Origin of the sequence: Nitrosopumilus ureiphilus (genome assembly GCF_013407185.1) — an archaeon.
In the GTDB taxonomy this organism is placed as follows: domain Archaea; phylum Thermoproteota; class Nitrososphaeria; order Nitrososphaerales; family Nitrosopumilaceae; genus Nitrosopumilus; species Nitrosopumilus ureiphilus.
This window is the reverse complement of sequence record NZ_CP026995.1, coordinates 316329-341394: the sequence shown is the minus strand read 5'-3', so window position 1 is coordinate 341394 and position 25066 is coordinate 316329. Positions and strand designations below refer to the sequence as shown.

Below are 25066 nucleotides of genomic sequence, written 5' to 3'. Positions count from 1 at the left end.
GGTTTGAACTAATCTAATTCAATTGCCATAAGATATGCATCTTCGCCATCTCGATAATAGGCGTTTAGTTGTTGTCTAATAACAAATCCTAGTTTTTCATACAGTCTAACAGCTTCGTTATTACTACATCTAACTTCCAAATAGAATTCATCACACTTTCTTAATTTTACGCCATTAACGGATTCTTCTACAAGTGCTCTCCCAATACCTTTTTTTCTAAATTCATCAAGAACTGCAATAGAAACCACATGACCTTTTTTAACAAACCCTAATTTTTTAAAATTTGAAAACCCGTATTCAGTTTTACACATAATATAACCAACGTGTTTTCCTCCAATTTCTGCAACAATGAACGCCTCAGGAAGCTCTGCCAGCAGGCTTTCATAGAAATAATCAGAGTAATGTTCTGGAAGGGTTTTCAGATTAATTTCCATCACAGAAATAAGATCGCTTGGTTCTGCTCTTCTAATATTGCAATCTCCTAGTTGTCTAAGAATTACTTGCATACTATAGATTATGAGCATCAATATTTATTTTTAAACCAAAAGACCATTTAATGGAAAGATGTAGCGTTTAACAGATGGAAGACGCCTCACAAGAAAACATTATTTCATTAGTCAAATCCATATTTGAGGTAAGTGATTTTACAAAAACGGAGTTTTCTTTAGAGTTTCGAATAGAAGATTATGATTTCAAATCAAAGTTTGAGGATTTAGCTAGAAAATTGGAGAATAGGAGTTATGCAGGGAAATTAGAAGAGATGAATGGTGGAAGATATGTAATCATTCAGAAATTTTCACCAAAAAAACAGAGAAGATGGATGAGTTCTTCGTGGACTCCCAGAATATTGTTTGCAGTCGTAATTTCATTTGTAATGATTGATGGATACTATAGAACATCAGGAACTAATTCCATTATAGAAATTGGAGATCCTCTCGAAATGGCAGGAGTATACACATTATCATTATTAGGAATTCTAGGAATTCATGAGCTGGGCCATATTATTGCTGCAAAAATACACAGACTAAAAACAACTTGGCCTTACTTTATTCCAGGGTTACCAGTAATTGGAATTCCAACATTTGGTGCATTTATTCAGTCAAAAGGATTAACAATTAATCGGGAAATTTTGTTTGATGTTGCTATTGCAGGTCCTATTGCAGGATTAGTGATTGCAGTTATAGTTTCAATTTATGGAGCATATACTGCACCAATGTTGGAGCAAGATATTGCAGCAGGGTTATTTGCCGAATCCAAATTAATAGAATGGAATCAGGGTGAGCCACTACTAATGACTGCAAGCCTAGCATTGTTTGGAAAAGGAGGAGAGGGACACGAGGTAATCATGACACCAGTCATGTTTGCAGCATGGATTGGATTTTTAATTACGTTTTTGAATTTACTTCCAGCATGGCAACTAGACGGAGGACATATGGCAAGAACATTACTTGGCCCAAAACTTCACAGATATGCAACTTTTGGAAGTATGGCAATTCTTGTTTTGTTAAATTACTGGTTAATGGCAATGTTAATTCTCATTATGAGTTCAAGAAATCCTGGAGCAACTCCACTTGATGATATTTCACCACTTTCGAGAAACAGAAAACTTGCATACATTGGAATTATAGGATTAGCAATTTTATGTGCACCATTACCATCAGATTTTCTACCAAATCTCTTACCTTAGTAAAAGTCTAGCACCATCTGTAACAACTGCAACCTTTTGTCTTGCTCCTTGTGTTTTTAAAATATAATCCATAGAATATTTTATTCCAGGTAGTGAAATCATGTTTAGTTTCTTGGTATAAAAGTCAGGCAAGATTGAAACTAGACCAATCTGAAAATTCTTTTGTACTTCTGAGAGAAATAACAGATCTTCCATTCCACTAATGTATTTGGTAGGATTTCTTAGTTGCTCCAAAGTTAATCTATCTTCAATGTATTGTTGAATTGCATCAGATCCCAATCCACCTTTACATTCAGCCACCAAAATTGCAAGACCGTCTTTTTTTATTGCACTGGAACAGTTCCAAAGAGACGAAAGGGATTTTCCTAAATCAAAATTACTTGCATCCTTGCCGGTACTAATCACCATAGTTTTATGCTCCCCTACATCTTTTATTGAGTTGGATTCCAAGGTTTTTGTTGTAGAAATAGTTTCAGATGGATGACCTATTGAAAAATCAATCATGCCTTTAGAATTTGCAACTATTTCAATACCTTGAATTTCAAAATTATCAGTGAATTTTTTTGCTTCTACTAAACTTTCAGGATGCTGTCCTGGTACAGGCAAATTTCCTTGTCTTTTAGCATATGCTGAAAGCATAGAATCTAAACCAAATTTTTTGAGAAGGCGAGTTGAAATAGTTTCATAGCCAAATAATCCATCAAATTCCATCTCACCCATAAATACAAGATTTGAATTTGAAATGCCTACGTCATCAAATTCGTTAATTGAGCTTCCTTCAGGAAGTCCTGCTTTGACCAAATTCAATATTTTTTTCTCAGCAAAAATTTTCGGGAATGGTTTTGATTTTTGCTCGCACAAAATAAACAGAGAAGAGATAATTTTTTGAATGGATTTTGAATTATGTAAAACTACTAGTTCCATAGGTTTTGATAAATCAAGAGAGTTGAGTTTTTCATTTATAGCAGAATCCTCCAAAATTTTTCCATCAGAATCGATTTTTTGCTCTAAATTTTCTGCTCTTATATCTAAAACAACGTCTGTGATACCATAATTTAACCAGATTTCAGGCATAATTCATTGATAATACAAACCAAAATAAATCCAGTGTAGTTAACTTTGGTATGGAATTTGTAAAAGAGTTTGCAACCTTTTTGCATCAAAAAGGCATTATAAAATTTGGAGAATTTACACTTGCAAGTGGAAAAAAGAGTTCTTACTATGTGGATTTAAGACTAGTTCCAAGCTATCCTCATGAATTTAGAAAAATGGTGAAATATCTTGAAAACGAGATTGCTCAAAATATAGGATTAGATAATTTTGAGTCCATTGCTTCTGTCCCAACAGGAGGATTAGTAATTGCATCAGCATTAGCAATAGAAACTGTAAAACCTCTAATCTATGTTAGAAGCAAACCAAAAGATTATGGTACTTCAAAATCAGTTGAAGGAAAAATTCATGATGGAATGAAAGTAGTTATGATTGACGATGTTGCAACTACTGGAGGTTCAGTCGTGAATGCAATAAAATCACTAAAAGAAGTCAACATTTCAGTAAAGGACGCATATGTAATTGTCAATAGAATGGAAGGTGCGGATCAAGCCTTATCTGAATTAGGAGTCAACATGCATTCAATTCTTGATATTTTGCAGATCACAGAAGCATTGTATGAACAAAATTTAGTAGATGAGAATGTTTTAGAAAAGGTGAAAAAACAAATTAACAAATGAATACTGGCAGCTCAGACAAATGCCTTCCAATCATCATTTCAGATATAACTCTGATTCTTCATTGCAGCCAATGAATTTTGGATTGGCTCATTTTAAAACTAATGGAAAAAGATATGGGTCAAAAGGGCTTTAGAATATTTTGCTTGTAGATTTAGATTCAGTTTAGGCGTCATAATTTTATTTTTTTAAGATACTATCTATACAAACAACTAGAAATGAAGTTTTTCACATATTTAGAATCAGATACTTTAACCAATCAAATAATTTCTCTTGAGATAATCAAGGTATGGCATCAAACTAAAAGATCAATACCGCAAATGGGTTCAACTCCATGTGAACTCAATCACCAGATTGGGTATGAAAAGGGATGTAAGAATTACAATTCTAGTGGTTCACGGTTTTCTGAACCACATGCAGGACAGTTAGAGATTGGTTTCAAACCTACTTCTCTGTTAAAAATACATCCACAGTCAACACATACCCTAAGATCAGCTTTTACCATACTATGAAAAGCATTTTATGATTATTGAAGTTTTTTCCATATACCATCCACCTCTTTGAGGCTTTTGCATCTGTTTCGGATTGTGACTTCTGTTATTCCTGCAGCATCAGCAATCTCTTTTTGCGTTCTATTTTCTTCAAGATTAATGCATGCAAGATATAGAGCAGAGGCAGCAACACCCATTGGATGTTTTCCTGCTAAGGCATTTTGTCTTTCTGCATTTTTTAGGATTTTCATTGCATAACGTTTTGTTTTTTCAGACAACTCGGCATTGCTTGCAATTTTTGCAACGCATGAAACAGAATCAACTACGGGCATTTTAAGGTCTAATTCTTTGAAGATTAGTCTGTAGGTTGCAGAGATTTCTTTTCTTTTAATTCCTATGGTTGCAGCAACTTCCCTTAATGTTCGTGGAGTTTCTGATTCACGACATGCGGCATAAAGACAAGCTGCAATAAGGGATGAGATGGAACGTCCCCGAACTAGTTTCTTTTCCAAGGCTTTTCTATAAATATAAGATGCTTTTTCAGCGATTGCATCAGGCAAAGATAATTTTTCTTTCATTTTTAACAATTCTAGAAGAGCTTGTTGGAGATTTTTATCATTACTGGTTTTGACACGGCTTCGACTGTCCCATTTTCGTAATCGTGTCATAGATGATTTCATCGAAGTTGATAATGGATTACCAGCAGAGTCTTTGTCAAAAGGATTAATCATAGTGCTAAGACCACGATCATGCCTTGTTAACGAGGTCTTGTCTCCAGTATGAGATTTGATTGTAGGAGAATCTGTAAATCTTCTCTCAGACCTGCTATCATTGACCTTTTCTTCAACTACAATGCCACAATTTGAGCAAAATACTTCGGAAGATTCTACATCAGTAACTAGTGTGTTTTTTCCACATCGGAGGCATTTTATTTCCTGGAAGCTCATAGCATAATCAAAAAAGAATTAGTTACCTGCATGTCTTTTCAGGTCTTTTGACATTGTAATTAGTTGATTTTCTAGTTTTTTTGGACTTGCTATATAAAAATCAGCATAAAAATGATCATCATCTTCAAGCCATTTTGTATCAATTCCCTTATGGTGTAAAAGAGATAGGGTCTTGTGTTTTTCTTCAGGATCAGAGAATCTTCTCTGACGAATAGGCCGAAGATCAGTCTTTACCAAGGAATAACCATAATAATCAAAGGTTTTCTCAATTTGTTCCATATCAAAAATCCTCAAAACAGAAAATGCAAAAACTGGGCCTTTTTTTGGATTCTCCGAATTTATCCCAGATTGTTGTTTTTTTATTAATTCAAAGAGATTGGAGAATGCTTTGTATCCAATGTATCCAATACAGCCTGTTGCAATCACCATGTCAAATTGAGGTAATTCCTGCATAGGCAGATTTCCAGATTCAAGATTTACACATATTCCTTTTTTGCATAATTGAACATCTTCAGAAAATTTTAACGCAGGATTCGAAATATCAATCTGGTAAAAATCAAAAGAGTCATCAGATGGAAGATTATCAAAGAATTGTTTTGATCGTTCAAGTGAAGGTTCTTCTTTTAAAAAGAAATCATCAAGGTCAGACATTGTAAGATCATATTGCATTAATGCAGAATTGATACCATATGAACTTCCAATATCCAAAATTTTTAATTTTTTTGAAATTTTTTTGTAAAGTTGTTTTGCTAGCGATAGATACAATGGTTTAGTTTTATCAGGAATGCGATAGTCTAATTTTTTCATTTCTTTTAAATATGAATTTGGGAATTTTTGTGTGTAAATATTTGTAAAATCTTTTTTTACTTTTAATTCTTCCATGTTGGAGAAATGTTATCATAGCACTTGTTATAAAACCATCGATGAAAATATCTGCAATATTATTAATGTAATAATTTTTAAATGAATTTTCTAAGACTGTTTACACGGTTTTGATGAAGAGTGATGACGATTAACCTACTACACATAATGCTCTTTGCACCAAACCTCTATTCTATTTTGAAAAATATCATAAAAAAAATAATTCTCAAGAAGGATTTACGATATTAATTTGATATCGAATTCAGAAAGGTGCAGATAGGGTATGGGCCCGAAGGGCTTCGATCCCTTGGCTCACCGGTTATGAGCCGGTTACTCTACCAAGCTGAGTTACGGGCCCTAAGCAGATGAATTTATTCTTAGGTTTAAAATGTTATGAGATTAGCAATATTCTTCATAACAACTATCAAGCAACAAGTTTTGTGCAGAAATAGATTTGTCTGCAATTTCAATCAGATTGTTTGAATCAGTTGAAGATTTTTCCAAAATATTTCTCCATGATGCAGCATGACGAACATCAGCTTCTGTATGGAGTTCAAAATATTCTGTAGCTTCATGACTTGTCAGACCATAAAATTCAGCCAATCCATCAAGTTTAGTTTGACTGATTTTTGGAATTTCTTTTTCAAAAGCATACATTGCACATGCACCGCCTTCAAAAGTATCCATCAATCCATTCAGATCAGATACTGCTTTCTGAGTTTTTGATGTTCCAGCATATGGAATCAATTCGTCTTCAGAAACACCAAGTTCTTCTGCAAAGGCAAGCCACGGTTTAATATGATCAGATTCTTCGTGTTGGTTTTCAATTAATTCGCCAACAACTGCTTCTGGTGCTTTCTCAATAATGGGAGTCATAAAATCTGGAACAGCTTTTACAAGTTGAAAATATTCTTTGGAATATCCTGCCAAAGATTCTTGGGTCAACTTTCCATCAGACCACATTTGATAGAATGGATGTTTTAGCAAACTTCTTTCTTCAATCATTTCATCAATTTTTTTAATTATACTCATATTTCATCTCCTAAATTGCCAATAAAAAAATCTTTGTTGTTTACAAAAGATTTTATGGTCAAAACACAGAATTTTCTTGGGTTCCAGTGGTGTAGACCGGTCAAGCATACTGCCCTTTCAAGGCAGTGATCCCGGGTTCAAAATCAAACGATGAAAATCCCGGCTGGAGCACCAAGATTTATTTACTAATGACAAAGTTTTTTGATCAGGCAATTTTGGACAGGAAAAATATCGAAATCAATCCACTACTTGAAACCTATGGAATGTATATTCAAAAAATTGATGAAGCGTTAGATGATGAACTTTCTCTTTATTCTGAATCAGAATTCATTGAACCATTAAAATATTCATTAGATGGCGGAAAACGAATTAGGCCAATTATTTTGACTCTTGCAGCTGAGAGCGTAGGAAAAGTTGATGAAAATACATGGTCAGCATCTTGTGCTGTTGAATTTTTACATATGGAATCGATCATTCATGATGACATTATTGATAATGAAACTATGAGAAGGCAAAAAGATCCATTTCATATCAAATTTGGTTACAATACCAGTATACTTACAGGGGACTTTGTTTTAGGATTAATTCTTGCAATATCTTCAAGATTAGACAATGCCAGAATTACAAAAGATTTAGCCACAACTGCCATGTTGATGAGTGAAGGCGAAATGATTGAAAATAGATTAGAAACCAGTGAGGATGTTACATTTGATGATTATCTCAAAGTAATCGAATACAAAACTGCAACTGCATTTGAGGTAGCAGCAAGAATAGGTGCAATCATTGCAAATGGATCCGAAGAGCAGATTGAAGCATTAACTGAATATGGAAAAAACATTGGGATTGCATATCAAATTAGAGATGATTTGTTGGACTGGAAAAACGAAGACAAGTTGTTTAATCTACTAATTAAGAAAAGTTCCGACCCAAGAGATGTTTTTAATAAAATGGAAGAGTTGTTAAGAGAATATTCTGAAAAAGCAAGAGTCGGTTTAAGAAAAATTCCAGATAATGACGCAAAAATAAATCTAGATAATTTAATTAAATTTACTTCATTTAAGGCATAAGGCCTAAACTAATAACCGGAGCTGCAAATTCTACAAATTTAATTAATGGATCTGGATATACACCGAATCCTACCAAGAAGATTGTTGAGAAGATCATAACTGCGATAACAGATTTTGGCTCTGCAACTCTTTTTTCTGTTTCACCTTCAAAGTACATTTTTCGTGTAATCCAACCATAGTAAGCAAGAGATAATGCACTGTTAAGAACTCCTGCAATTGCAAGCCATGGTGCCCACCATAAAGCAGAACTTGCATCTAATGCACTACCAAATAACATCAGCTTACTCCAAAATCCTGAAAGTGGAGGAATTCCAGCCAATGCAAACAATGCAATTACCAAACCTAGAGCAGTAATCGGCATTCTTCTTCCAAGTCCTTTGAGTTTATCAATATTAGTTACAGCAAGAGTTGTTACAATTCCTGCAACTGCAATGAAAGCTGCTCCCTTCATTACGGCGTGATTCATGATTTGATATAAAGAACCCTGCAATCCAAGTGAGCTATGCGGTGCAACTGCAAGGCCAATCAAAATGTATCCTGCATGTGCAATACTTGAATATGCTAGCATTCTTGAAAGATTCTTTTGCATAATTGCAGCAACGTTTCCTATAGTCATTGTCATCACAGCAATAATACCAAGGGCTAATGTCCAGTCAAGATTTAGAACTACCATTCCCAGGACTACAACTCTGATTGTAGCTGCAAATCCAGCTTTCTTTGTTGCTGCTGCAAGGAGTGCAGTTATTGGTGAAGGCGCACCCTCATAGGTATCAGGAAGCCATTGATGGAAAGGTACAAGTCCCATCTTGAATCCAAATCCTGCAATAAACATTCCAACAGAAAGTAATGCTAGAGGCAGCAGAGATGGATCAAGCGTTGAGTAACCTTGAATCACCTCTCCAATATTTGTAGAACCAGTTAATCCATAGGAAATAGAAATTCCGTAAACTATGATTGCAGAGGACAATGCGCCAAACAAGAAATATTTTAGAGCAGCCTCATTTGAGCTTGGGTTCTTTTTCATAAATCCAACTAAGACATATGTTGGAATACTCATCAGCTCCCATGCAACAAACAACATAACCAAATCTGTAGAGTATGCTACTAACACCATACCAATAGTTGCAAGTAAAATTAGAGAATAGTATACTGCAGGAGAATTATGTTTTCTCATGTAATTGAAAGAGCCAACTGTTGTGAACAAAGCAACAATTAACATTGCTATTGCAAAGAATCCACCAAATGCATCATCAACTACAACATCATCTGAGAAAAGAGCAGATGCAGAAACATTTTCGTTAATGAATTGATATCCAACATATCCCATGGATACAATTAAGGCTGCAAATGCAATTACTGCATAAAATGAATTAGACCCTTTTTCTTTTCTAGCGATACTGATAATCGGAAGAATGACACCGACAGTACCCAATATTGCAATTAATACCAATGGGGTTGAAGTAATTTCTAACAAGTCATCAATCTCCTATATCAACAATATCAGAACCACGAATAGTAGTCCTGCTCCAAATACGAATAGATATGATTGTGAGACACCAGTTTGAGTTCCTTGTACAACTTTTGCACTCCATCCAACGGCTTTCTGAACTCCATCATTCATACCATAATCGATAGCTGTCTTTTCAAAGTATCTGAATACACCTCTTGCCAACCACAATGGTGCTACAACAAAGCACCAGTAGATAATTGCATTAAGATACCATCTGTTTAAGATAATTTTGTGAATTGCATAAAAGAAGATGTTAGAATTTACAAATCTTACAGGATCAACCCACCTGCCAATATAGAAGATGTAACCTAGTCCAATTCCAATTGCAAATGCTGCCAACGAAGATCCTAACGCAATTGGATTAAGACCCTGTAAGAATTCAGGAAGAATAGATGTTTCTGTAGCTGCATGTTCAGTGGTAATACCAAAGGATTCTTCAAGATAATCTACAAACAATTCATGAAGTCCTTCTTCTGTAGATAAACCAATTAGTCCAATTCCAATTGTAAGAACTGCAAGAATTCCATATGGTATCCACATTGATAATGATGCTTCATGAATATGATGTCCTTCTTCTTCCATCTTTTCGATGTGTTTGCTCTTCTTTCCAAAGAACACCATTCCAATCATTCTTGTAGTGTAAAATGCTGTAATTACTGCAGTCAATACTGCAATTGCATAAAGTGGCATTGCCCATTCATTTCCTGATTCATAGACTGCTGCAAATATTGCATCCTTACTCCAGAAACCAGTTGTGATAAATGGTGCACCCATCAATCCCAAACCCGCAGCCCACATGAATGCATAAGTCTTCTTCATCTGTTTTCTAAGACCACCCATATCGGACATGAATCTAGAACCAACAATATGCAACAGAGAACCTGCTGCCATGAATAATGATGCTTTGAACATTGCGTGAGAAATCAAATGGAAGAAACCTGCAGTGTAACCATCCACATATTGATGAGATAATCCTGCAACACCCATGGCCATCATCATATAACCAATTTGAGAGCCAGTAGAATATGCAAGGACTTTCTTAATTTCAGGACTGACCATTCCTTGTGTTGCCAACAATAACGCAGTAATTGCACCAACCCAAGCAACAATTTCAAAGAATTGATCTGCAAGAATTCCAGCAGCACCTAATGCAAAAACAAGAGGTCCAATTCTTGCAACTAAGAAGACGCCTGCTTTGACCATTGTTGCAGCATGGATCAATGCTGAAACTGCTGTAGGTCCAGTCATTGCTTCTAAGAGCCATTCGTTTAGTGGGAATTGTGCAGATTTTCCAACTGCTCCTCCAAACAATAAAACAAATGCAGGAACCAATAATCCCTGAGCAGACATTGCAGTTGCCCATGCAGTATCACCCATTAGTTCTTTAAATCCAAATGTCCCTGCAAACAAAAATATCAAAAGCATACCTGCAATCATCATAACATCACCAACTTTGGTCATGATGAATGCCTTCATACCTGCATGTGTTGGAGAATAGTAGTCTAACATTCCAAGAACAGTACGTCCTTCAGTTCCAACATGATCTTTCTTCTTATCGCGATACCAAAAGCTGATCAAGGCATATGATGCAAGTCCTACACCTTCCCATCCAAAGAATACTTGAAGTAAGTTATCAGACAATACAATTAACTGCATAGAACCAATAAAGAACATCATCCAGAACCAAAATCTTGTAATGTCTTTATCACCTTTCATGTAACCTGTACTGTATATCATAATGAGAAATGAAATCCAACCCACAACATTTGCCATGATTATAGAAAGTGGATCTGCTAACACACCACCTTTGAGACCAATTGCCTCAATCCACATTATTTGATGATGTAATTCCTGAGCCTCCAAGGCAACAGGAATCATTGATGCTGCAGATAATGCACTCATCAAAGCAAATCCAACTGCCACATATCCAGTTGCATTCTTTGACATTTTGCCAATTCCAGGCATAATTAGTGCAGCAGCAAATGGCAAAATCCAAACAAGCCATGCACTAAGAGTTCCAACTTCAAATGGCAATCCTAAAGCTTCAGTTGCCATATTCTAAACCCCTAACACTCCATTCATGTACGGAATAATTGTTTTCAAAAAGATATCCGGATAAATTCCCACTACAATAGAAAATCCTGCCAATACCATCATTGGTGCAGTCATGTACCAACTTCCTTCTTTCACATTTTCAAGATGTTCAGGAGTTTTTCCAAAGAACACGCGTTTTAGCATCCAAAGCATATAAGACATTGTAAGAACAGTTGCAACAAGACCTAAACCAAATGTCACCGCTCTAATTGTTGAGCCCTCTTCAATTGCAGTCTCTAATGCACCGTAAAAGAGAATCCATTCTCCCATGAATCCACTAGTTGGTGGCACACCCATGATTGTCAATGCACCAATAACTGCACACACTGCTGTAATTGGCATCTTTCCAGCTAATCCTCCAAGTTTGGAGATGCTTCTTGTTCCAACCTTAAGGATAATAATTCCAGCCATCATGAAGAGGATGCCTTTTCCAATACCGTGTGTTACATACATCATTTCTGCACCTGAAAGACCAAGTACAGAAATTGAGCCAATACCAAACAGGATGTAACCCATCTGACTAATACTAGAATAAGCAAGAAGACGTTTCAAGTCATCCTGCATAAGTGCCATTGCACCACCATAAATCATTGTAACTAGCCCCCAAATGTGGAACCATATTGCAAGGTCTGCAAATGTTGTAGGTAAGAATTCAACAATTAATCTGAAAATACCATAAGCACCAATTCCGATCATGGCAGGTGACAATAATGCACTAATTGGTGTAGGTGCAGAACCGTGGACATATGGAAGCCAAATGTGGAACATGAAGACTGCCAGTTTAACTCCAAGACCTAATGCAATTGCAATTGCAGAGAGCATTACAATGTCTTGTGGAATTTCTGATTCATGAATATCTGCAAAGTCAAAACTTCCAATTGTGAGACCAATCATTAAAAAGCCTAATAGTAAAACAACTGCGCCTGCATGAGTCCAAAACAAAAACATTAAACCAATCTTTCTTCTTTGACCTGCACCCCAAAGTGCAACTAAGAAGAAACCTGGAATCAACATGAACTCAAAGAACAGATAGAATTCAATTAGGTTTGTTGCAAGAATTGTTCCAAGCATTCCCATTGCAAAGACAAGATAAAGTGCAAAATAAAGTCCAGATTTTGCATTTACATAATTTGAAAGAGAAGAAGATTCAATTACGGATGTCTGTCCACTTGAAGATGTATTGATTTTTTGTTCTTCTTCGAATTGTTCGTGGAATATATGAATCATGTATGGTTTTGAGTAAAGTACCAAGATAGTAGATAGCACATAAATAATTATTGCAAACGGTGATGCTAAACCGTCTAATAAGAAACCAAACTCACCAAACTGTTCCGTCCATGGATAGTGTTCTTCAACAGTTCCGGAAAGTGCAGCAGTGATTACAAGAATTGTTGTGTAAAGTAAAATTGCAAACGTAAACCACATTGCTTGTGTTGGACCAACTTTTCTTCCGATAATGTAGGCCACCGGAGACAGTAACAATGGCAAGAAAATTGCCTGTAATAATGCATATTCCATTAGCCTTTCAAACTCCTAAAGTCTGCAATATCTATATTTTGATACATTCGATAAGCAACAATAATCAAGGACAATCCAACTGCTACTTCAGCTGCTGCAATTGCGATTGAGAATAAAGCCAAAGTCTGGCCACCACTATGAGGTAAGAATCTACCAAATGCTACAAGGTTAAGATTTGCAGCATTGATAATAATTTCAACTGCAAATAACATTCGAATGAAATTGCGTTTCACTGCAAGACCGTAAATTCCTATGCCCAACAGAGCAACGGATACAAGTGTAAAATCAACTAGTTCGCTGGTCATTTTCCACATCCTCTCGTTTGGCTAAAACTAGTGCACCAGTTACAGAACCAGCTAAAATTAATCCCATTAAAATTAAAGCAGGCCAATAATATGTTACAAAGTCAGTACCAATATCTCTAAAATCAACTGGGGGTTCATCAGTAGTTATTGTTTTAATTCCTGAATCCAAGAATACAGCCCCTAGTGTCACCATAACTACTAACATTAACCCAATTCCTGCAAACTTTCTCCTCTTATCTTCAATTTTTTTGAAAATTAATTCTCTTTTTACTAACATTACAGTAAACAAAATCAGGACAGCGATGGAACCGACATACACTGCTAATTGGAACAATGCAACAAATGGTGAATCCAACAAGAAGAAGAATCCTGCTATACCACCAAGCGTTCCCATTAAAGCAATTGAGCCATAAATCAATGATCTTAATTCAAGTGCAGCAATTGCTGAACCAATTGTTATTACAGTTAATGCAAGAAATGCTGCATCAGCCATGTGATGCACCTCTATCAGTAATTTGGATTTCACTATCTTGTGCTACATATGGTTTTACAGCAAGCTGCGCAGGAGTATAGATTAATCCTTCTTTTGAAAATGAAGAAAGTTCATAATCGTTAGTCATGTAAAGAGCATAAAATGGGCATGCATCAACACATAGTCCACAAAAAACACATTTGCCATAATCAATTTGTGGCATGATAGATTTTTTATTTTGTTTTTGCTCTTCTGGAACTTTAACCATTGCAATTGCCTCTGCAACACCTTCACATGCAATAGAACATAATTGACAACCAGTACAATGATCATGAAATAACATATGTCGTCCCTTTAGTCCAGCAATTCCAACACCTGTAGAAGGATCATATTGGTATCCATCACCTACAAATTTTAGTTTCTCTTCAGGATAACGAAGTGTAAATCGTTTTGTTGCAATATGTTTAATTCCAGAGTTTAATGCACGAATAATACCTGTTGCAGTTCCCATTATTGTAATCCTCCTGGTCCTAACACTCCAGCGTAAAGCAATCCTAGAGCAATAAAGATGTTAACGAATGCAAGTCCAATAAGTTTGGTCCAACCAAGACTCAATAGCATATCAATTCTAATTCTTGGGAACACACCTCTTGGTAATAGTATGAAGAAGATGACTCCAACAGTTTTTAGAACAAACCAAAGTGTCCCATTAAGCATTTCTTGTGTGAATAATGGTAATCCGGGAATATTAGCAGTAATAGGACCCATTACGATTCCATCTGTAAGAATTTCTGCTGGGAATGGAGGCACAACCATTGGACCATTCCATCCACCAAGGAATAACACTACAAACAATGCTGCAAATGCATAAAGTTTCAGATAGGTTCCTAATTGAACAAGCCCATACATCATTCCAGATAATTCAGTTAACCACCCAGCTACAATCTCACTTTCTGCCTCTGGTAAGTCAAATGGAATTCTTTCTAATTCTGCTAGCATTGTAATGAAAAAGACAATAGCACCAACTGGTAAAAATACAATCCAAGGGAAACTAGATTGACTTGCTGCAATTTCAGATAAGTTTAGAGTTCCAGTTAGAATAACAACGCCTAACAAAGATAGAATTAATGGAATTTCAAATGAAACCATCTGGAATAAAGCTCTGATGCCTCCAATGAATGGGAATTTACTATTTGCAGACCATGCAGAAAGAATTGTAATGATTGGGAAAAATCCAATCACTGCAAATACTCCCAGTAATCCTAAATCTACATCTGCAACTACCCAACCTGGTGCAACAGGAATTAATGCCACAAATGCTGCAGCTGCACCAACAAACATTACTGGTGCTGCCCAAAAAATTGGCTTATCGGCTTTTGCAGGAATGATAATTTCTTTTGAGATTAATTTTAGTCCATCTCCCATTAATTGTAAAATACCTTCAATTTTTCCACAGTAAAATGGACCAACTCTCAATTGTAATTTTGCAAGCATTTTTCTTTCAACAAAAATTGTACCCGCAGCAAGTAGTGCTGCAAAACCAAATCCTGGAAATGCTATTACTCGAAAAATATCAGTTGCCATGAAGGCTTTGATAATTGGAAGAGTACGTGATGGATCTGCTATCCAAGTTAATGCAAGAAATGGTGTAAGTAATTCCCCATTAATGACAGGCATTTCGATTGCAAATAAAACCATGAAGACTAATGGAATTCCAATTAAAACCAATATCAAGAGTATCCAAAAGACATTATCAAGTAGTGATTTGATAAATTCACTAAGTTTGAATTTTGGTGCAATTACGGACATTTATCGGTCTGCCTCCACTGGCCAATAGTTAAGACTCCAATAAACAGATGGCATGTTACCAAGTTTTTCGCCTTTGAGAAGATAGGGCAATGCAATTAAGTTTCTAAAAGAGCCAACACTCATCTTCAGTCTGTATGGCTCGGTTTTGCCATCAGACACAATATAACATCCTAGAGAACCTCTTCCAGATTCAACACGTTTGTACACTGAGTTAAGGCCTTTACCTTTTGGATTAGGTTTTAGTTTAGTTCTAACAGAACCAGACTTGGGCATTTTTTGTAATGCTTGTCTAATAATATTACAACTTTCCATCATATCAAGCCACGGAACTCTTGATCTTGCATAAGAATCGCCTTCCTTCATTACATTAGTGTGAACATCTAATTCATCATAGACATCATAAGGTTCCTTTATTCGAAGATCATAATCTACACCACTTGCACGAAGTACAGAACCAGTTGTACCAAGTCTAATTGCATCTTGACGGGAAAGAATACCAGTATCACGAGTTCTAGAAATCAGAATGGGGTTATCGTAAAACACTGCGGCATATTCTTTGATACGTTTTTCAAAGTAATTTACTTGACGTAAACAAACATCTTCAAAGTTTGGGGGCAAATCATTTCTTACTCCACCTGGAACAAAGTGAGCATGTGTAACTCTTGCACCAGTCATTTTTTCCATTAGATCAATTAAGAGTTCACGATCACCTGCAGGCCACATGAACATTGTAGAATGTCCTAAGAAAATACCATAAATTGCTAGCCAGTACATTGTGTAAATACATCGGTTTAGTTCAGATGCAATAACTCTAACATATTTTGCACGTTCTGGGACTTCAATCCCAACAATTTCTTCAACTCCCAAAACATATGGATAAAGAATATTACATGAATCATGAATTACTGGTCTTTCTAAGTGAGGAATGTTTGTAATGTAATTTCTATACTCTGCCATTTTTTCTTCACCACGATGAACATATCCAGGATCGGGATCACATGCTACAATATAATCACCATCAATTTGAACAATAATTCTCATGTGACCAGAACCTGGATGTTGTGGTCCAACATTGAGAGTCATTATTCTCTCATCAACTTTTTGGAGTGCTAGTCCAGGAGGTAATTCAGTAGTCATTCTATCTTCCCTTTATTGCAAAGTCCTTTCTAAGTGGTGGTAAATCTGCCCAATCTTCTGGCAAGAGTAATCGTCTATTATCAGGATGTCCTTCAAAGTAAACTCCAAACATTTCAAAAACTTCTCTTTCATGAAATTCTACACTGTAAAATACATCTCTAAGAGTTGGAAGTTTAGTTGCATCATTTCCAGGAATTGGGTTTTCTTCTCTTTGTGCCCTGGTGGATAAAACAAGAATTTGACTTGCCAATGAAGAATCAGTATAAGATCCTATATGATAAACAACCTCAATTTCTTTATCTTGAGGATAATCTACACCTGAAACAGATTCTACGTGATCATAGTTTAATCCATCACGAATGAATTCAGCAACATCATGAACATTTTCTCTTCCAACATTGATTCCGACTCTATCCTGTTTTACAAATGCAACTTCAACTTTATCCCCAAATTTTTCAACAATTTTATCAGAAATTCCTTTTTCAAATGCAGGTAAATCTACGGGTTTTTCTTCAGGTTTTTTTGCAGGAGGTGAAGTTTTCTCTTCAGGCTTTACATCTGCAGAAGGTTTTTCAGAATCAGAGCTCATTATACAAACTTCCTAGCCTTCATTCTCTTAATTTTCTCTTGCAGTAACATACAACCTTGGATTAGAGTTTCAGGTCTAGGTGGGCAACCTGGAACATAGACATCAACTGGAATAACTCCATCAATTCCTGGAAGTACGTTGTATGAATCAAAATACAACCCTCCAGTAATTGCACAAGCTCCCATAGCAATAACATATTTTGGTTCTGGCATTTGATCATAAACTAACCTAAGACGTGGCGCCATTTTTCTTGTAATAGTTCCTTGAACAACAACTAAATCACATTGTCTAAGTGAACCAAATGCTTCAATGATACCAAATCTTTCAACATCATATCTAGGACTTGATGCTGCGCCAAATTCAACACTGCAACAAGCTGTTTCAATGTGGACAGGCCAGAGTGACCAAATTCTACCCCAATTGATGGCATAGCCCAATGGCTTATCAATTGCTTTTTCTAAAATGTCTCCTAACTTTCCGATAAAGACATTTGCGTTTTCTGGCGTTACCAAGTCTTTAAGCAATCTTATCCCCTATCCTCGTAAATACAATTTATATAAAAAACTACCATATTCTCCTTCTCCCTGATTGATATAATGCAAACGCCATTGCACCAAACATAATTGCTAAAAATCCCATCATAGGCAGTGTTGCACTTTTAGGAAGTTCCAAAAGAGCACTGCCCCAGGCATACAAGAAAATTGCCATTACATCAAAAACAACAAACATGAGAATGTAAGGATAATATTGCATCATGAAATGAGTTCTTCCTTCACCAGTTGGGACTTGACCACATTCCATTGGCAAAAACTTTACAGGATTACTTCGTTTTCTTGGAGAAATCATTCTTGAAATTATTAATGCTGGAGCCATTGCTGCTACAGCAAAGCCAAACATCAATACAACGGTACTATAATTGCCCGCTAATTCCCCGACCAATTTAGCTTTTGACCCTAATTTTTGTATAAAAAGGTATGCTTCCTTTTTTCCGATCAAATTTTAAAAAAAATTATTTTTCTAAAGTACTTTATAGACCATTTACAAAATGCGATCATGACATTGAATATTGGAGATATAGCTCCTAACTTTGAACTTCCAGATACAGAATTGAAATTACGGACTTTGGATGAATTTAAGGGCAAAAAAATTGTATTATCATTCATAGTTGCTGCCAGTTCACCAGTTTGTGAAACAGAATTGTGTACTTTGAGAGACTCTTGGCAAGAAATTGCAGATCTTGGTGCACAAGTAATAGCAATCAGTAATGATGGTCCATTTGCAAATAAAGCATTTGCCGAAAAAAATAACTTCAATTTTCCTTTGTTGGGAGATTATGCAAGTAAAACAATTCGCGACTATGACATATTGATGCCAGATTTACTCCATATCAAAGGCTACAATGCTGCAAAACGTTCTGTGTTCATAATTATGGAAGACGGAAAGATTGGTTACAAATGGGTTTCAGAAGATCCATTAAAAGAGCCAAACTATGAAGAAATTAAAAATTTCCTGAAATAGGAAAAATTTCTTTTTTATTCTATATCAGCAATAGGATCGCCTTTGGCGACAGATGCTGTCTCTTTAATTTTAATTGATTTCACAACTCCGTCTTTGTGAGCCTTTACTGAAACTTGCATCTTCATTGACTCAAGTGTACAAACAACATCACCCTTCTTTACTGAATCTCCTTCAGCAACTGCAATTGATACAACCTTGCCAGGAATTTGACTCTTCAATGATAACTGTGTATTACTAGCACCAGCACCTCCTGAGTGCTTGTAAACAACTTCATCAAAGTGAGAGTATCGATTAATAATAATTGGAACATTATCAATTACAATATTCATTTCGTTAGTTGACTGTTCAAGATATTTTGCCTTGTGATATTTTTGATCTAAAATAAATTCAATTCCACTAGAATTCATACTAATAATTTTCAAGTTGTGTTCATTATCATTTATTTTAATTATGTAATCATTATTTCCAAGACTTTTCACTATCTTTCCATCAAATGATTTTTCTATGTCTGGTATTTTATAATCCATTTTTCATCAATCCAATTTATACATCCAGTTATAGCTTGAGGTAGAATCTTTTTGTATGCGACTCTTAAAATATTCAGAATGAACTATTGCGGCAGCAATTGCTGCTTCACTTTTCTCCACTTTCTCTTTTTTAAGATCATCAGTTAATTTATCAATCATCCCATATCGTTTTAAGAAATCTGTTGAAAGATCTCCATTTTTGTATTCATCAGAATTTAGAATTGTTTTGTATAGTGGAATAGATGTCTCAACTCCTTGAATGTAAAAGTCATTTAATGCAGCAAGCATCCTAGTTCTAGATTCTTCAAATGTTTGACCCCATGTTACAAGTTTTGCCATAAGTGAGTCATAAAATGGAGAAACTGTGCATCCTGGATACAAGTAAGTATCACATCGAACACCTGGCCCTGCAGGAATTGTTACATCTGGAACAGGTCCTGTTGATGGAGCAAAGTCCAAGAAGGTATCTTCAGCGTTAATTCTGCACTCAATTGCATATCCATTCATTTTAAGATCATTTTGTTTGAAGGGAATTGGTTCGCCATTTGCAATATCTAATTGTAATTTCACTAAATCTAATCCAGATACGAATTCTGTAATTGGGTGCTCTACTTGCAATCGTGCATTAATTTCAATAAAGTAAAATTCTCCGTTATCTGCCCTTAGAAACTCTGCAGTACCTAAATTGGTGTAACCAACTGCATCTGCTGCTCTACAAACTTGTTCACCAACACGTGCTCTTATTTCTTCATCAACTACTGGAGATGGAGTTTGTTCAATCAACTTTTGATTACGTCTTTGAATAGAACATTCCCTTTCAAAAATATGAACAGTGTTACCATGAGTATCTCTGGCAAATTGATATTCAATGTGTCGTGTTTTCTCTAGGAATTTTTCAACTAAGATTGCAGATTTTCCAACTGCAGAGATTGACTCTCCAGTGACAGATTCAAAGCCTTCTCGTAATTCTTTGTCGTTATTAACAATTCTAATTCCACGACCCCCACCACCATAAACTGATTTTAACATTACAGGATAACCAATCTCATTTGCAATTTTTTCTGCTTCTGCTGCATCATTTACGAGACCTGGACTTCCGGGAACTGTCGGAACTTTAGCTTTTAGCATGGCGGCTTTACATTTCATTTTATCACCACATAGATTCATAGAGTCAGCAGTTGGGCCGATAAAAGTAATTTTATTTTTCTCACATAGTCTGGCAAAGTCATCGTTTTCAGATAAGAAACCATAACCTGGATGAACTGCATCAGCACCTGCAGATAGCATAACATCAAGAATTTTTTCTTGATTGAGATATGATTTTGCAGGAGCTGCTTCTCCAATATGGTATGCTTCAGATGCTTGTTTTACATGCATCGAGTTGTAATCTTCATCAGAATATACGGCAACAGTTTTGATTCCAAGTGCTTTACATGTTCTAATAACACGCAATGCAATCTCTCCTCTGTTTGCAATCAGTACTTTCTCAATCATATTCAATCACAAATTGATGTTTCCGTGTTTTCTTGGTAGTTGTTTTTCTCTCTTGCTTGCAAGCATATGTAATGCTTTGATAAGCATAGGTCTTGTTTCAGCTGGATCAATTACGTTATCTACAGTACCATGTGATGCTGCTACGTATGGATTTTCAAATTTTTCAGCAAATTCATCGATTAATTGTTTTTTTAGCGCTTCAGGATCATCGGCGCCATCAAGTTCTTTTCTATACATGATTTTGACTGCAGCCTCCCCTCCCAAAACTGCACATCTTGCAGTTGGCCATGCATAATTAATATCAGTTCTTAGATTTTTACTTCCCATTGCAATGTATGCACCACCATATGCTTTTCCAATAACTAAAGTAATTCTTGGAACAGTTGCTTCACAGTATGCATATAACAACTTACTTCCATGTCGAATGATTCCATTGTGTTCTTGATTAGATCCCGGCATATATCCTGGAGTATCAACTAGAGTAATTATTGGAATGTTAAATGCATCACAAAATCGAATAAATCTTGCTGCTTTGTTTGATGAGTCAATATCAAGTGCACCTGCAAGATGTATTGGCTGATTTGCAACAATTCCTACAACTTGACCATCCATTCTTCCATAACCTACTATAACATTGGGTGCAAACAGCTCATGTACTTCAAAGAATTCATGATTATCTACAATTGAATTAATTATTTCTTTCATGTCATATGGTTGTAGGGGATTTTCTGGAATGATGTTAATTAAATTATGATCCATTCTATTTGGATCATCGTCAGTTTTGGTTTTAGGAGGTGCTTCGGTATTATTTTGAGGAAGATAAGAGATTAATTTTTTGATATAATCCATACACTCGTATTCATTTTGTGCAACAAAATGTGCAACACCACTTTTAGAACCATGTGTCATGGCTCCACCAAGTTCATCAAATGAGATTTCTTCACCTAGAACTGTTTTAACGACATCAGGTCCCGTAACAAACATGGTTCCAACTTTTTCTACCATAATTACAAAGTCAGTCATTGCAGGAGAATACACAGAACCACCTGCCGAAGGACCAATACTTGCAGTAATTTGAGGAATAACTCCTGAAGCTAATTGATTATGATAAAAGATATCTGCAAACCCATCAAGACTCATAATTCCTTCTTGAATTCTTGCACCACCAGAATCCATAATACCAATAATTGGACAGCCAGTTCTTACTGCATGATCCATTAGTTTAGTAATTTTTTTGGCCCCCATCTGACTTAGTGTTCCACCAAGAACAGTAAAGTCATAAGCAAAGACGAAGATTTGTCTACCATTTACATTTCCATAACCACCAACCACACCATCAGTGAAAAATTTCTTTTTCTGCATATCATATTCATGATAGTGATGTGTGGTTAACGGATCAATTTCAGTAAAAGTACCTTCATCAAGTAAAAGATCTATTCTTTCACGAGCAGTTAATTTGCCCTTATCATGTTGAGCCTTAATTCTGTCTTGTCCACCTCCTTGAAATGCTGTGTTATTATTTTTAGAATATCGCTCAATCTTTTCAGAATGCATAACAGTGATCTAAGTTTGAGAGGGTTTCCTATATTAATTTAGTTTGAGAATAAAAATATCATGAAATTTTTACAAAAATTCATAGATCATTGTTTTTTTTAGAATTTCAAGAGTTAAGAATTGGAAATTTCTTGTTCGTTGATTTTTGATAAGAGCTAAAGGCATCTTTTTCTTCACTACATTTCTTACAAATACATAATTGAGAAACATTTGGAATGTCACAAGTTTCCTGAAATTCACAATGAAGGCAACCAGCTGGGCCTCCACAAACACTGCATTGTAATTCATTGATTTGGGCACATTTTTCGTGTTTGACACCTAATCCTTTTGCCCATAAACCAATCTCATTAATTTCAATTTTTTCGTTACAAATTATACATGTTCCCGAAAATTTCATAGGAATTTTTCTCCAACTCATTGAATTAGCTCAATCTCCTTTTCAATAATATCACCAAAGGTTTCCTCTAACTCTAATTCCAGAGTTTTATTTTTAATGCAAAACAAAACAAATGGCAAACATAAAGTTACAAAAGCACTTGAAGACATATGTAATTTTTTTGCCATTACAGATGACAATGATTTGATTTTTGCACCATCCCAACGAATTCTATTGAGTAATGGCCATGAGAGATTGTATTGTGCATATCTAATTCGATCATCATTTTGATATAATTTAATTAAAATATCATTTAGGTAACGTAAAAGTCTCCAGTTCTGAGTTTTCATAATTTTTCCAAAAAGCATGTCAGCATTAGACATAGTTTCTAAATATTTTGCAAGACTTGAATTATCTAAATTACTGGTAATAATACTTGAATAGAATGCATTAATTTTTTCTCGAGGATCAATCCGCATAGAATACAAAACAATTCTAGCTTCTTCAATTGAATTTGCTTTGAAGAAAGCATTAACGCCATCTTCAACATTAATATTTTCAAAAGTTGTTTCCGTTTGTGGATTAAATCCAGTAACTAAAGATTGAGTGAAATTAATCATTGAACGAATATCTCCTTTAGATTTATCAATCACTTTGATTAATGAACCAGGACTTAGTTTTGCGTTTTCTTTTTTCAAGATATTTTCAAGATAAACTCGAAGTAATCTAGGAGGAATTCTTTTAAACGATATGGTTTTGACTACTTTTTTGATACTTTTCATTTTATCTGATGCATCACTATTTGCTGCAAGAACTATTGGTACTGTAGGTTCTTTTAGAATATCAACAAGTGCTGAAGCACCACCATAATCACCTCGCCCATGAATTCCATCAACTTCATCGACGAAAATCATTGGAGTTCCTAAGACACTTACATTACCCAAAACAGGCATAAGAATTTCATTTATTCTAGATTTGCTTCTAACATCACTGGCATTTAGACCAATCATATCATATCCAAATTGTTTGGCCACAAGATAAGCAATGGTGGTTTTTCCAATACCTGGAGGACCAACTAGAAGAAGAGGTTTAGTGCCTTTTTTCCATTTTGCAAACCATTCCATTATTACTGCTCTTGGCTCTTCATTTCCTACCATATCAGAAATAATCTGAGGTCGATATTTTTCAGACCACATCAATTTTATCACTTGGGAAGATTAGATTGAAATTCAGACCATTTATTGGCCTTTTGTAATTTATTGTACCAATATTGATTGTAATGCTCTACAGTCAAAAATAGAAATTCTAAAAATTCTTTGTGTGAGAATTCTTCTGGCAATAACTCCAGAGTAAGTCGAGCATCTTGTAAATACAAATTACTTTTTTCCAAAGTGATTTCAAATCCTTTTTTCACATCAGTTGCCAACAAAGAATAGTAAAGTGGCCAAGAAGGAATTTTTACAAATCCATTTTTTATTGAATCTTCAATCTCATTTCCACATCCAACACCTTCCGCAGCTCGTGCCATACCTAAATAGAAAATTTCTCCTAAAGGTCGTTCTGCTAAAGCCATGTTTCTACCAGCAGTTCCCATTACAGCACGATATTTTTTGTAAGAGAGAGTCATTTCTTCTTCAGTAATTGTAGTTGGTTTTGATTTTAATTTCTCATCCAAGTATTGTCCAATTCGAGCATCTTTAAATCCCGCCTCAAATTCTTTTAGAACTTGTTCACCACCTTTTGAAATTTTATCTCTAGCTAATTTTAGAATGTAGGGATTCATAAGTTTATAATCATCAAGAAATTCCAAGTCTTCATCTTTATCTACAATTCTATCCATAGGTTCACTCAAATCAATTGCTAGAATATGTCCTTCAACCATATCTTGTTTTAATTGCGGATCGTCTCTTCCAGAAAATTCTGCTGCTGCATCAAACAATCCATTGAAAACAGGAAATGTCATTTTTACAAAATTGGAATTTAAGATTCTATTTACTCTATCTTGCAGTACTTCAAGACTCTCTAATTTTGATTTTATAGGCTCGATTTCAGAGGAATTTAGAATAATTTCAGTTGAACCAACTTCATTACCAAATGCTTGTTGAGTAGAATTAGGATTAGTATCAGATTTTATTTCATTTAGGAGGCCTTGTGCAAATCTCTCTGCAAATTTTGGAAATTCATTTTCTGTTTCTTCCTTGTATTTGTTAAATAATTTGAAACCTTTTGATTTGAATAATGCTTGCTTCATTATTTGTTTTCCAGGTTTTGTACTCATCAAAGCTTCTTTGCTTACAACAGATTGATCTTTTCCACTCACAAACGTAAGCTTCTTTATTGTTATTTATGCT

General features: G+C 35.2%; 27 protein-coding genes and 2 tRNA genes. 5 read left to right on the top strand and 24 right to left on the bottom strand.

Going from position 1 to position 25066, the window contains the following annotated elements; genetic code table 11:
* Window positions 1-8: 8 nt before the first annotated feature.
* Window positions 9-506: a ribosomal protein S18-alanine N-acetyltransferase gene (gene rimI / locus C5F50_RS01950; RefSeq protein ID WP_179372034.1), complete on the bottom strand. Its 498-nt coding sequence runs from the start codon at window positions 504-506 to the stop codon at window positions 9-11.
* Window positions 507-580: 74 nt separating this feature from the next.
* Here rimI and C5F50_RS01945 point away from each other — a divergent pair, with 74 nt between their 5' ends.
* Window positions 581-1687 (top strand): site-2 protease family protein, encoded by a 1107-nt coding sequence (locus tag C5F50_RS01945; RefSeq protein ID WP_179372033.1) that lies wholly within the window; start codon window positions 581-583, stop codon window positions 1685-1687.
* On the opposite strand, the gene C5F50_RS01940 is transcribed toward C5F50_RS01945, so the two are convergent.
* Entirely contained in the window at window positions 1679-2761 is a 1083-nt protein-coding gene (locus tag C5F50_RS01940) for a nickel-dependent lactate racemase family protein (protein WP_179372032.1), read from the bottom strand. The genes C5F50_RS01945 and C5F50_RS01940 overlap by 9 nt on opposite strands.
* 50 nt (window positions 2762-2811) lie before the next feature.
* Here C5F50_RS01940 and pyrE point away from each other — a divergent pair, with 50 nt between their 5' ends.
* Window positions 2812-3417: an orotate phosphoribosyltransferase gene (pyrE, locus tag C5F50_RS01935; RefSeq protein ID WP_179372031.1), complete on the top strand. Its 606-nt coding sequence runs from the start codon at window positions 2812-2814 to the stop codon at window positions 3415-3417.
* A gap of 376 nt (window positions 3418-3793) precedes the next feature.
* Here the strand turns inward: pyrE and C5F50_RS13165 are convergent, their stop codons facing one another.
* From C5F50_RS13165 to C5F50_RS01915, 5 genes are all read right to left on the bottom strand, one after another.
* On the bottom strand, window positions 3794-3919 hold the full coding sequence (locus C5F50_RS13165) for a hypothetical protein (protein WP_280924465.1): 126 nt from the start codon (window positions 3917-3919) through the stop codon (window positions 3794-3796).
* Between the two features lie 21 nt (window positions 3920-3940).
* A complete protein-coding gene (locus tag C5F50_RS01930) occupies window positions 3941-4852 on the bottom strand; it encodes a transcription initiation factor IIB (protein ID WP_179372030.1) in 912 nt (303 codons plus the stop codon).
* An 18-nt stretch (window positions 4853-4870) separates the two neighbouring features.
* A complete protein-coding gene (locus C5F50_RS01925; RefSeq protein WP_179372029.1) occupies window positions 4871-5734 on the bottom strand; it encodes a hypothetical protein in 864 nt (287 codons plus the stop codon).
* A 263-nt stretch (window positions 5735-5997) separates the two neighbouring features.
* Window positions 5998-6071: transfer RNA gene (locus C5F50_RS01920), tRNA-Ile, on the bottom strand.
* Window positions 6072-6112: 41 nt separating this feature from the next.
* Window positions 6113-6745, bottom strand: coding sequence for an iron-containing redox enzyme family protein (locus C5F50_RS01915; protein WP_179372028.1), 633 nt, complete (start codon window positions 6743-6745; stop codon window positions 6113-6115).
* Window positions 6746-6825: 80 nt separating this feature from the next.
* Between C5F50_RS01915 and C5F50_RS01910 the strand changes: the two genes are divergently transcribed.
* Window positions 6826-6919: transfer RNA gene (locus tag C5F50_RS01910), tRNA-Glu, on the top strand.
* A gap of 14 nt (window positions 6920-6933) precedes the next feature.
* Window positions 6934-7812 (top strand): polyprenyl synthetase family protein, encoded by an 879-nt coding sequence (locus C5F50_RS01905; RefSeq protein ID WP_246282107.1) that lies wholly within the window; start codon window positions 6934-6936, stop codon window positions 7810-7812.
* Here C5F50_RS01905 and C5F50_RS01900 read toward each other — a convergent pair.
* The 11 genes from C5F50_RS01900 to C5F50_RS01850 are packed head-to-tail and all read right to left on the bottom strand — an operon-like array spanning window position 7802 to window position 18143.
* Window positions 7802-9286: an NADH-quinone oxidoreductase subunit N gene (locus C5F50_RS01900; protein WP_179372027.1), complete on the bottom strand. Its 1485-nt coding sequence runs from the start codon at window positions 9284-9286 to the stop codon at window positions 7802-7804. The two genes, C5F50_RS01905 and C5F50_RS01900, sit on opposite strands and share 11 nt — an antisense overlap.
* Window positions 9287-9298: 12 nt before the next feature.
* Window positions 9299-11377: an NADH-quinone oxidoreductase subunit 5 family protein gene (locus C5F50_RS01895; RefSeq protein WP_179372026.1), complete on the bottom strand. Its 2079-nt coding sequence runs from the start codon at window positions 11375-11377 to the stop codon at window positions 9299-9301.
* A gap of 3 nt (window positions 11378-11380) precedes the next feature.
* On the bottom strand, window positions 11381-12934 hold the full coding sequence (locus C5F50_RS01890; protein ID WP_179372025.1) for a complex I subunit 4 family protein: 1554 nt from the start codon (window positions 12932-12934) through the stop codon (window positions 11381-11383).
* Entirely contained in the window at window positions 12934-13239 is a 306-nt protein-coding gene (gene nuoK / locus C5F50_RS01885) for an NADH-quinone oxidoreductase subunit NuoK (protein ID WP_179372024.1), read from the bottom strand. Before nuoK ends, C5F50_RS01890 begins: the two co-directional genes overlap by 1 nt.
* Window positions 13220-13732 (bottom strand): NADH-quinone oxidoreductase subunit J family protein, encoded by a 513-nt coding sequence (locus C5F50_RS01880; protein WP_179372023.1) that lies wholly within the window; start codon window positions 13730-13732, stop codon window positions 13220-13222. The genes nuoK and C5F50_RS01880 overlap by 20 nt, the downstream gene beginning before the upstream one ends.
* On the bottom strand, window positions 13725-14222 hold the full coding sequence (locus C5F50_RS01875) for an NADH-quinone oxidoreductase subunit I (protein WP_179372022.1): 498 nt from the start codon (window positions 14220-14222) through the stop codon (window positions 13725-13727). The genes C5F50_RS01880 and C5F50_RS01875 overlap by 8 nt, the downstream gene beginning before the upstream one ends.
* Window positions 14222-15520 (bottom strand): NADH-quinone oxidoreductase subunit NuoH, encoded by a 1299-nt coding sequence (gene nuoH / locus C5F50_RS01870; protein ID WP_179372021.1) that lies wholly within the window; start codon window positions 15518-15520, stop codon window positions 14222-14224. Before nuoH ends, C5F50_RS01875 begins: the two co-directional genes overlap by 1 nt.
* Window positions 15521-16657, bottom strand: coding sequence for an NADH-quinone oxidoreductase subunit D (locus tag C5F50_RS01865; protein ID WP_179372020.1), 1137 nt, complete (start codon window positions 16655-16657; stop codon window positions 15521-15523).
* Window position 16658: 1 nt separating this feature from the next.
* Window positions 16659-17246 (bottom strand): NADH-quinone oxidoreductase subunit C, encoded by a 588-nt coding sequence (locus C5F50_RS01860; protein WP_179372019.1) that lies wholly within the window; start codon window positions 17244-17246, stop codon window positions 16659-16661.
* Window positions 17246-17770 carry an NADH-quinone oxidoreductase subunit B gene (locus tag C5F50_RS01855; RefSeq protein WP_179363006.1) on the bottom strand — a complete coding sequence of 175 codons (525 nt, stop codon included), beginning with the start codon at window positions 17768-17770 and terminating at the stop codon, window positions 17246-17248. Before C5F50_RS01855 ends, C5F50_RS01860 begins: the two co-directional genes overlap by 1 nt.
* A 40-nt stretch (window positions 17771-17810) precedes the next feature.
* Window positions 17811-18143: an NADH-quinone oxidoreductase subunit A gene (locus C5F50_RS01850; RefSeq protein ID WP_109876566.1), complete on the bottom strand. Its 333-nt coding sequence runs from the start codon at window positions 18141-18143 to the stop codon at window positions 17811-17813.
* Window positions 18144-18299: 156 nt separating this feature from the next.
* Between C5F50_RS01850 and C5F50_RS01845 the strand changes: the two genes are divergently transcribed.
* Entirely contained in the window at window positions 18300-18764 is a 465-nt protein-coding gene (locus C5F50_RS01845) for a redoxin domain-containing protein (protein ID WP_179372018.1), read from the top strand.
* 14 nt (window positions 18765-18778) lie between these two features.
* Here C5F50_RS01845 and C5F50_RS01840 read toward each other — a convergent pair whose 3' ends face one another.
* The 6 genes from C5F50_RS01840 to C5F50_RS13035 form a co-directional block, all read right to left on the bottom strand.
* The gene (locus tag C5F50_RS01840; RefSeq protein ID WP_179372017.1) at window positions 18779-19291 is read right to left on the bottom strand and encodes an acyl-CoA carboxylase biotin carboxyl carrier protein subunit; all 513 of its coding nucleotides are present in this window, start codon (window positions 19289-19291) and stop codon (window positions 18779-18781) included.
* Window positions 19292-19297: 6 nt separating this feature from the next.
* Window positions 19298-20785 carry an acetyl-CoA carboxylase biotin carboxylase subunit gene (locus tag C5F50_RS01835; RefSeq protein WP_179372016.1) on the bottom strand — a complete coding sequence of 496 codons (1488 nt, stop codon included), beginning with the start codon at window positions 20783-20785 and terminating at the stop codon, window positions 19298-19300.
* Window positions 20786-20791: 6 nt separating this feature from the next.
* Window positions 20792-22339: an acyl-CoA carboxylase subunit beta gene (locus C5F50_RS01830; protein WP_179372015.1), complete on the bottom strand. Its 1548-nt coding sequence runs from the start codon at window positions 22337-22339 to the stop codon at window positions 20792-20794.
* A gap of 106 nt (window positions 22340-22445) precedes the next feature.
* Window positions 22446-22757: a hypothetical protein gene (locus tag C5F50_RS01825; protein ID WP_179372014.1), complete on the bottom strand. Its 312-nt coding sequence runs from the start codon at window positions 22755-22757 to the stop codon at window positions 22446-22448.
* Complete coding sequence (locus tag C5F50_RS01820) at window positions 22754-23911, bottom strand: AAA family ATPase (protein WP_179372013.1); 1158 nt, start codon at window positions 23909-23911, stop codon at window positions 22754-22756. The genes C5F50_RS01825 and C5F50_RS01820 overlap by 4 nt, the downstream gene beginning before the upstream one ends.
* Before the next feature lie 8 nt (window positions 23912-23919).
* Complete coding sequence (locus C5F50_RS13035) at window positions 23920-25035, bottom strand: hypothetical protein (RefSeq protein ID WP_246282106.1); 1116 nt, start codon at window positions 25033-25035, stop codon at window positions 23920-23922.
* Window positions 25036-25066: the final 31 nt, after the last annotated feature.

Bases quoted from the DNA above. Each gene is read 5' to 3' on its own strand.
- rimI (WP_179372034.1), bottom strand. From the start codon at position 506: ATGCAAGTAATTCTTAGACAACTAGGAGATTGCAATATTAGAAGAGCA.
- C5F50_RS01945 (WP_179372033.1), top strand. From the start codon at position 581: ATGGAAGACGCCTCACAAGAAAACATTATTTCATTAGTCAAATCCATA.
- C5F50_RS01940 (WP_179372032.1), bottom strand. From the start codon at position 2,761: ATGCCTGAAATCTGGTTAAATTATGGTATCACAGACGTTGTTTTAGAT.
- pyrE (WP_179372031.1), top strand. From the start codon at position 2,812: ATGGAATTTGTAAAAGAGTTTGCAACCTTTTTGCATCAAAAAGGCATT.
- C5F50_RS13165 (WP_280924465.1), bottom strand. From the start codon at position 3,919: ATGGTAAAAGCTGATCTTAGGGTATGTGTTGACTGTGGATGTATTTTT.
- C5F50_RS01930 (WP_179372030.1), bottom strand. From the start codon at position 4,852: ATGAGCTTCCAGGAAATAAAATGCCTCCGATGTGGAAAAAACACACTA.
- C5F50_RS01925 (WP_179372029.1), bottom strand. From the start codon at position 5,734: ATGGAAGAATTAAAAGTAAAAAAAGATTTTACAAATATTTACACACAA.
- C5F50_RS01915 (WP_179372028.1), bottom strand. From the start codon at position 6,745: ATGAGTATAATTAAAAAAATTGATGAAATGATTGAAGAAAGAAGTTTG.
- C5F50_RS01905 (WP_246282107.1), top strand. From the start codon at position 6,934: ATGACAAAGTTTTTTGATCAGGCAATTTTGGACAGGAAAAATATCGAA.
- C5F50_RS01895 (WP_179372026.1), bottom strand. From the start codon at position 11,377: ATGGCAACTGAAGCTTTAGGATTGCCATTTGAAGTTGGAACTCTTAGT.
- C5F50_RS01890 (WP_179372025.1), bottom strand. From the start codon at position 12,934: ATGGAATATGCATTATTACAGGCAATTTTCTTGCCATTGTTACTGTCT.
- nuoK (WP_179372024.1), bottom strand. From the start codon at position 13,239: ATGACCAGCGAACTAGTTGATTTTACACTTGTATCCGTTGCTCTGTTG.
- C5F50_RS01880 (WP_179372023.1), bottom strand. From the start codon at position 13,732: ATGGCTGATGCAGCATTTCTTGCATTAACTGTAATAACAATTGGTTCA.
- C5F50_RS01875 (WP_179372022.1), bottom strand. From the start codon at position 14,222: ATGGGAACTGCAACAGGTATTATTCGTGCATTAAACTCTGGAATTAAA.
- nuoH (WP_179372021.1), bottom strand. From the start codon at position 15,520: ATGTCCGTAATTGCACCAAAATTCAAACTTAGTGAATTTATCAAATCA.
- C5F50_RS01865 (WP_179372020.1), bottom strand. From the start codon at position 16,657: ATGACTACTGAATTACCTCCTGGACTAGCACTCCAAAAAGTTGATGAG.
- C5F50_RS01860 (WP_179372019.1), bottom strand. From the start codon at position 17,246: ATGAGCTCTGATTCTGAAAAACCTTCTGCAGATGTAAAGCCTGAAGAG.
- C5F50_RS01850 (WP_109876566.1), bottom strand. From the start codon at position 18,143: ATGTTTGGCTTTGCTGTAGCAGCAATGGCTCCAGCATTAATAATTTCA.
- C5F50_RS01845 (WP_179372018.1), top strand. From the start codon at position 18,300: ATGACATTGAATATTGGAGATATAGCTCCTAACTTTGAACTTCCAGAT.
- C5F50_RS01840 (WP_179372017.1), bottom strand. From the start codon at position 19,291: ATGGATTATAAAATACCAGACATAGAAAAATCATTTGATGGAAAGATA.
- C5F50_RS01835 (WP_179372016.1), bottom strand. From the start codon at position 20,785: ATGATTGAGAAAGTACTGATTGCAAACAGAGGAGAGATTGCATTGCGT.
- C5F50_RS01830 (WP_179372015.1), bottom strand. From the start codon at position 22,339: ATGCATTCTGAAAAGATTGAGCGATATTCTAAAAATAATAACACAGCA.
- C5F50_RS01825 (WP_179372014.1), bottom strand. From the start codon at position 22,757: ATGAGTTGGAGAAAAATTCCTATGAAATTTTCGGGAACATGTATAATT.
- C5F50_RS01820 (WP_179372013.1), bottom strand. From the start codon at position 23,911: ATGTGGTCTGAAAAATATCGACCTCAGATTATTTCTGATATGGTAGGA.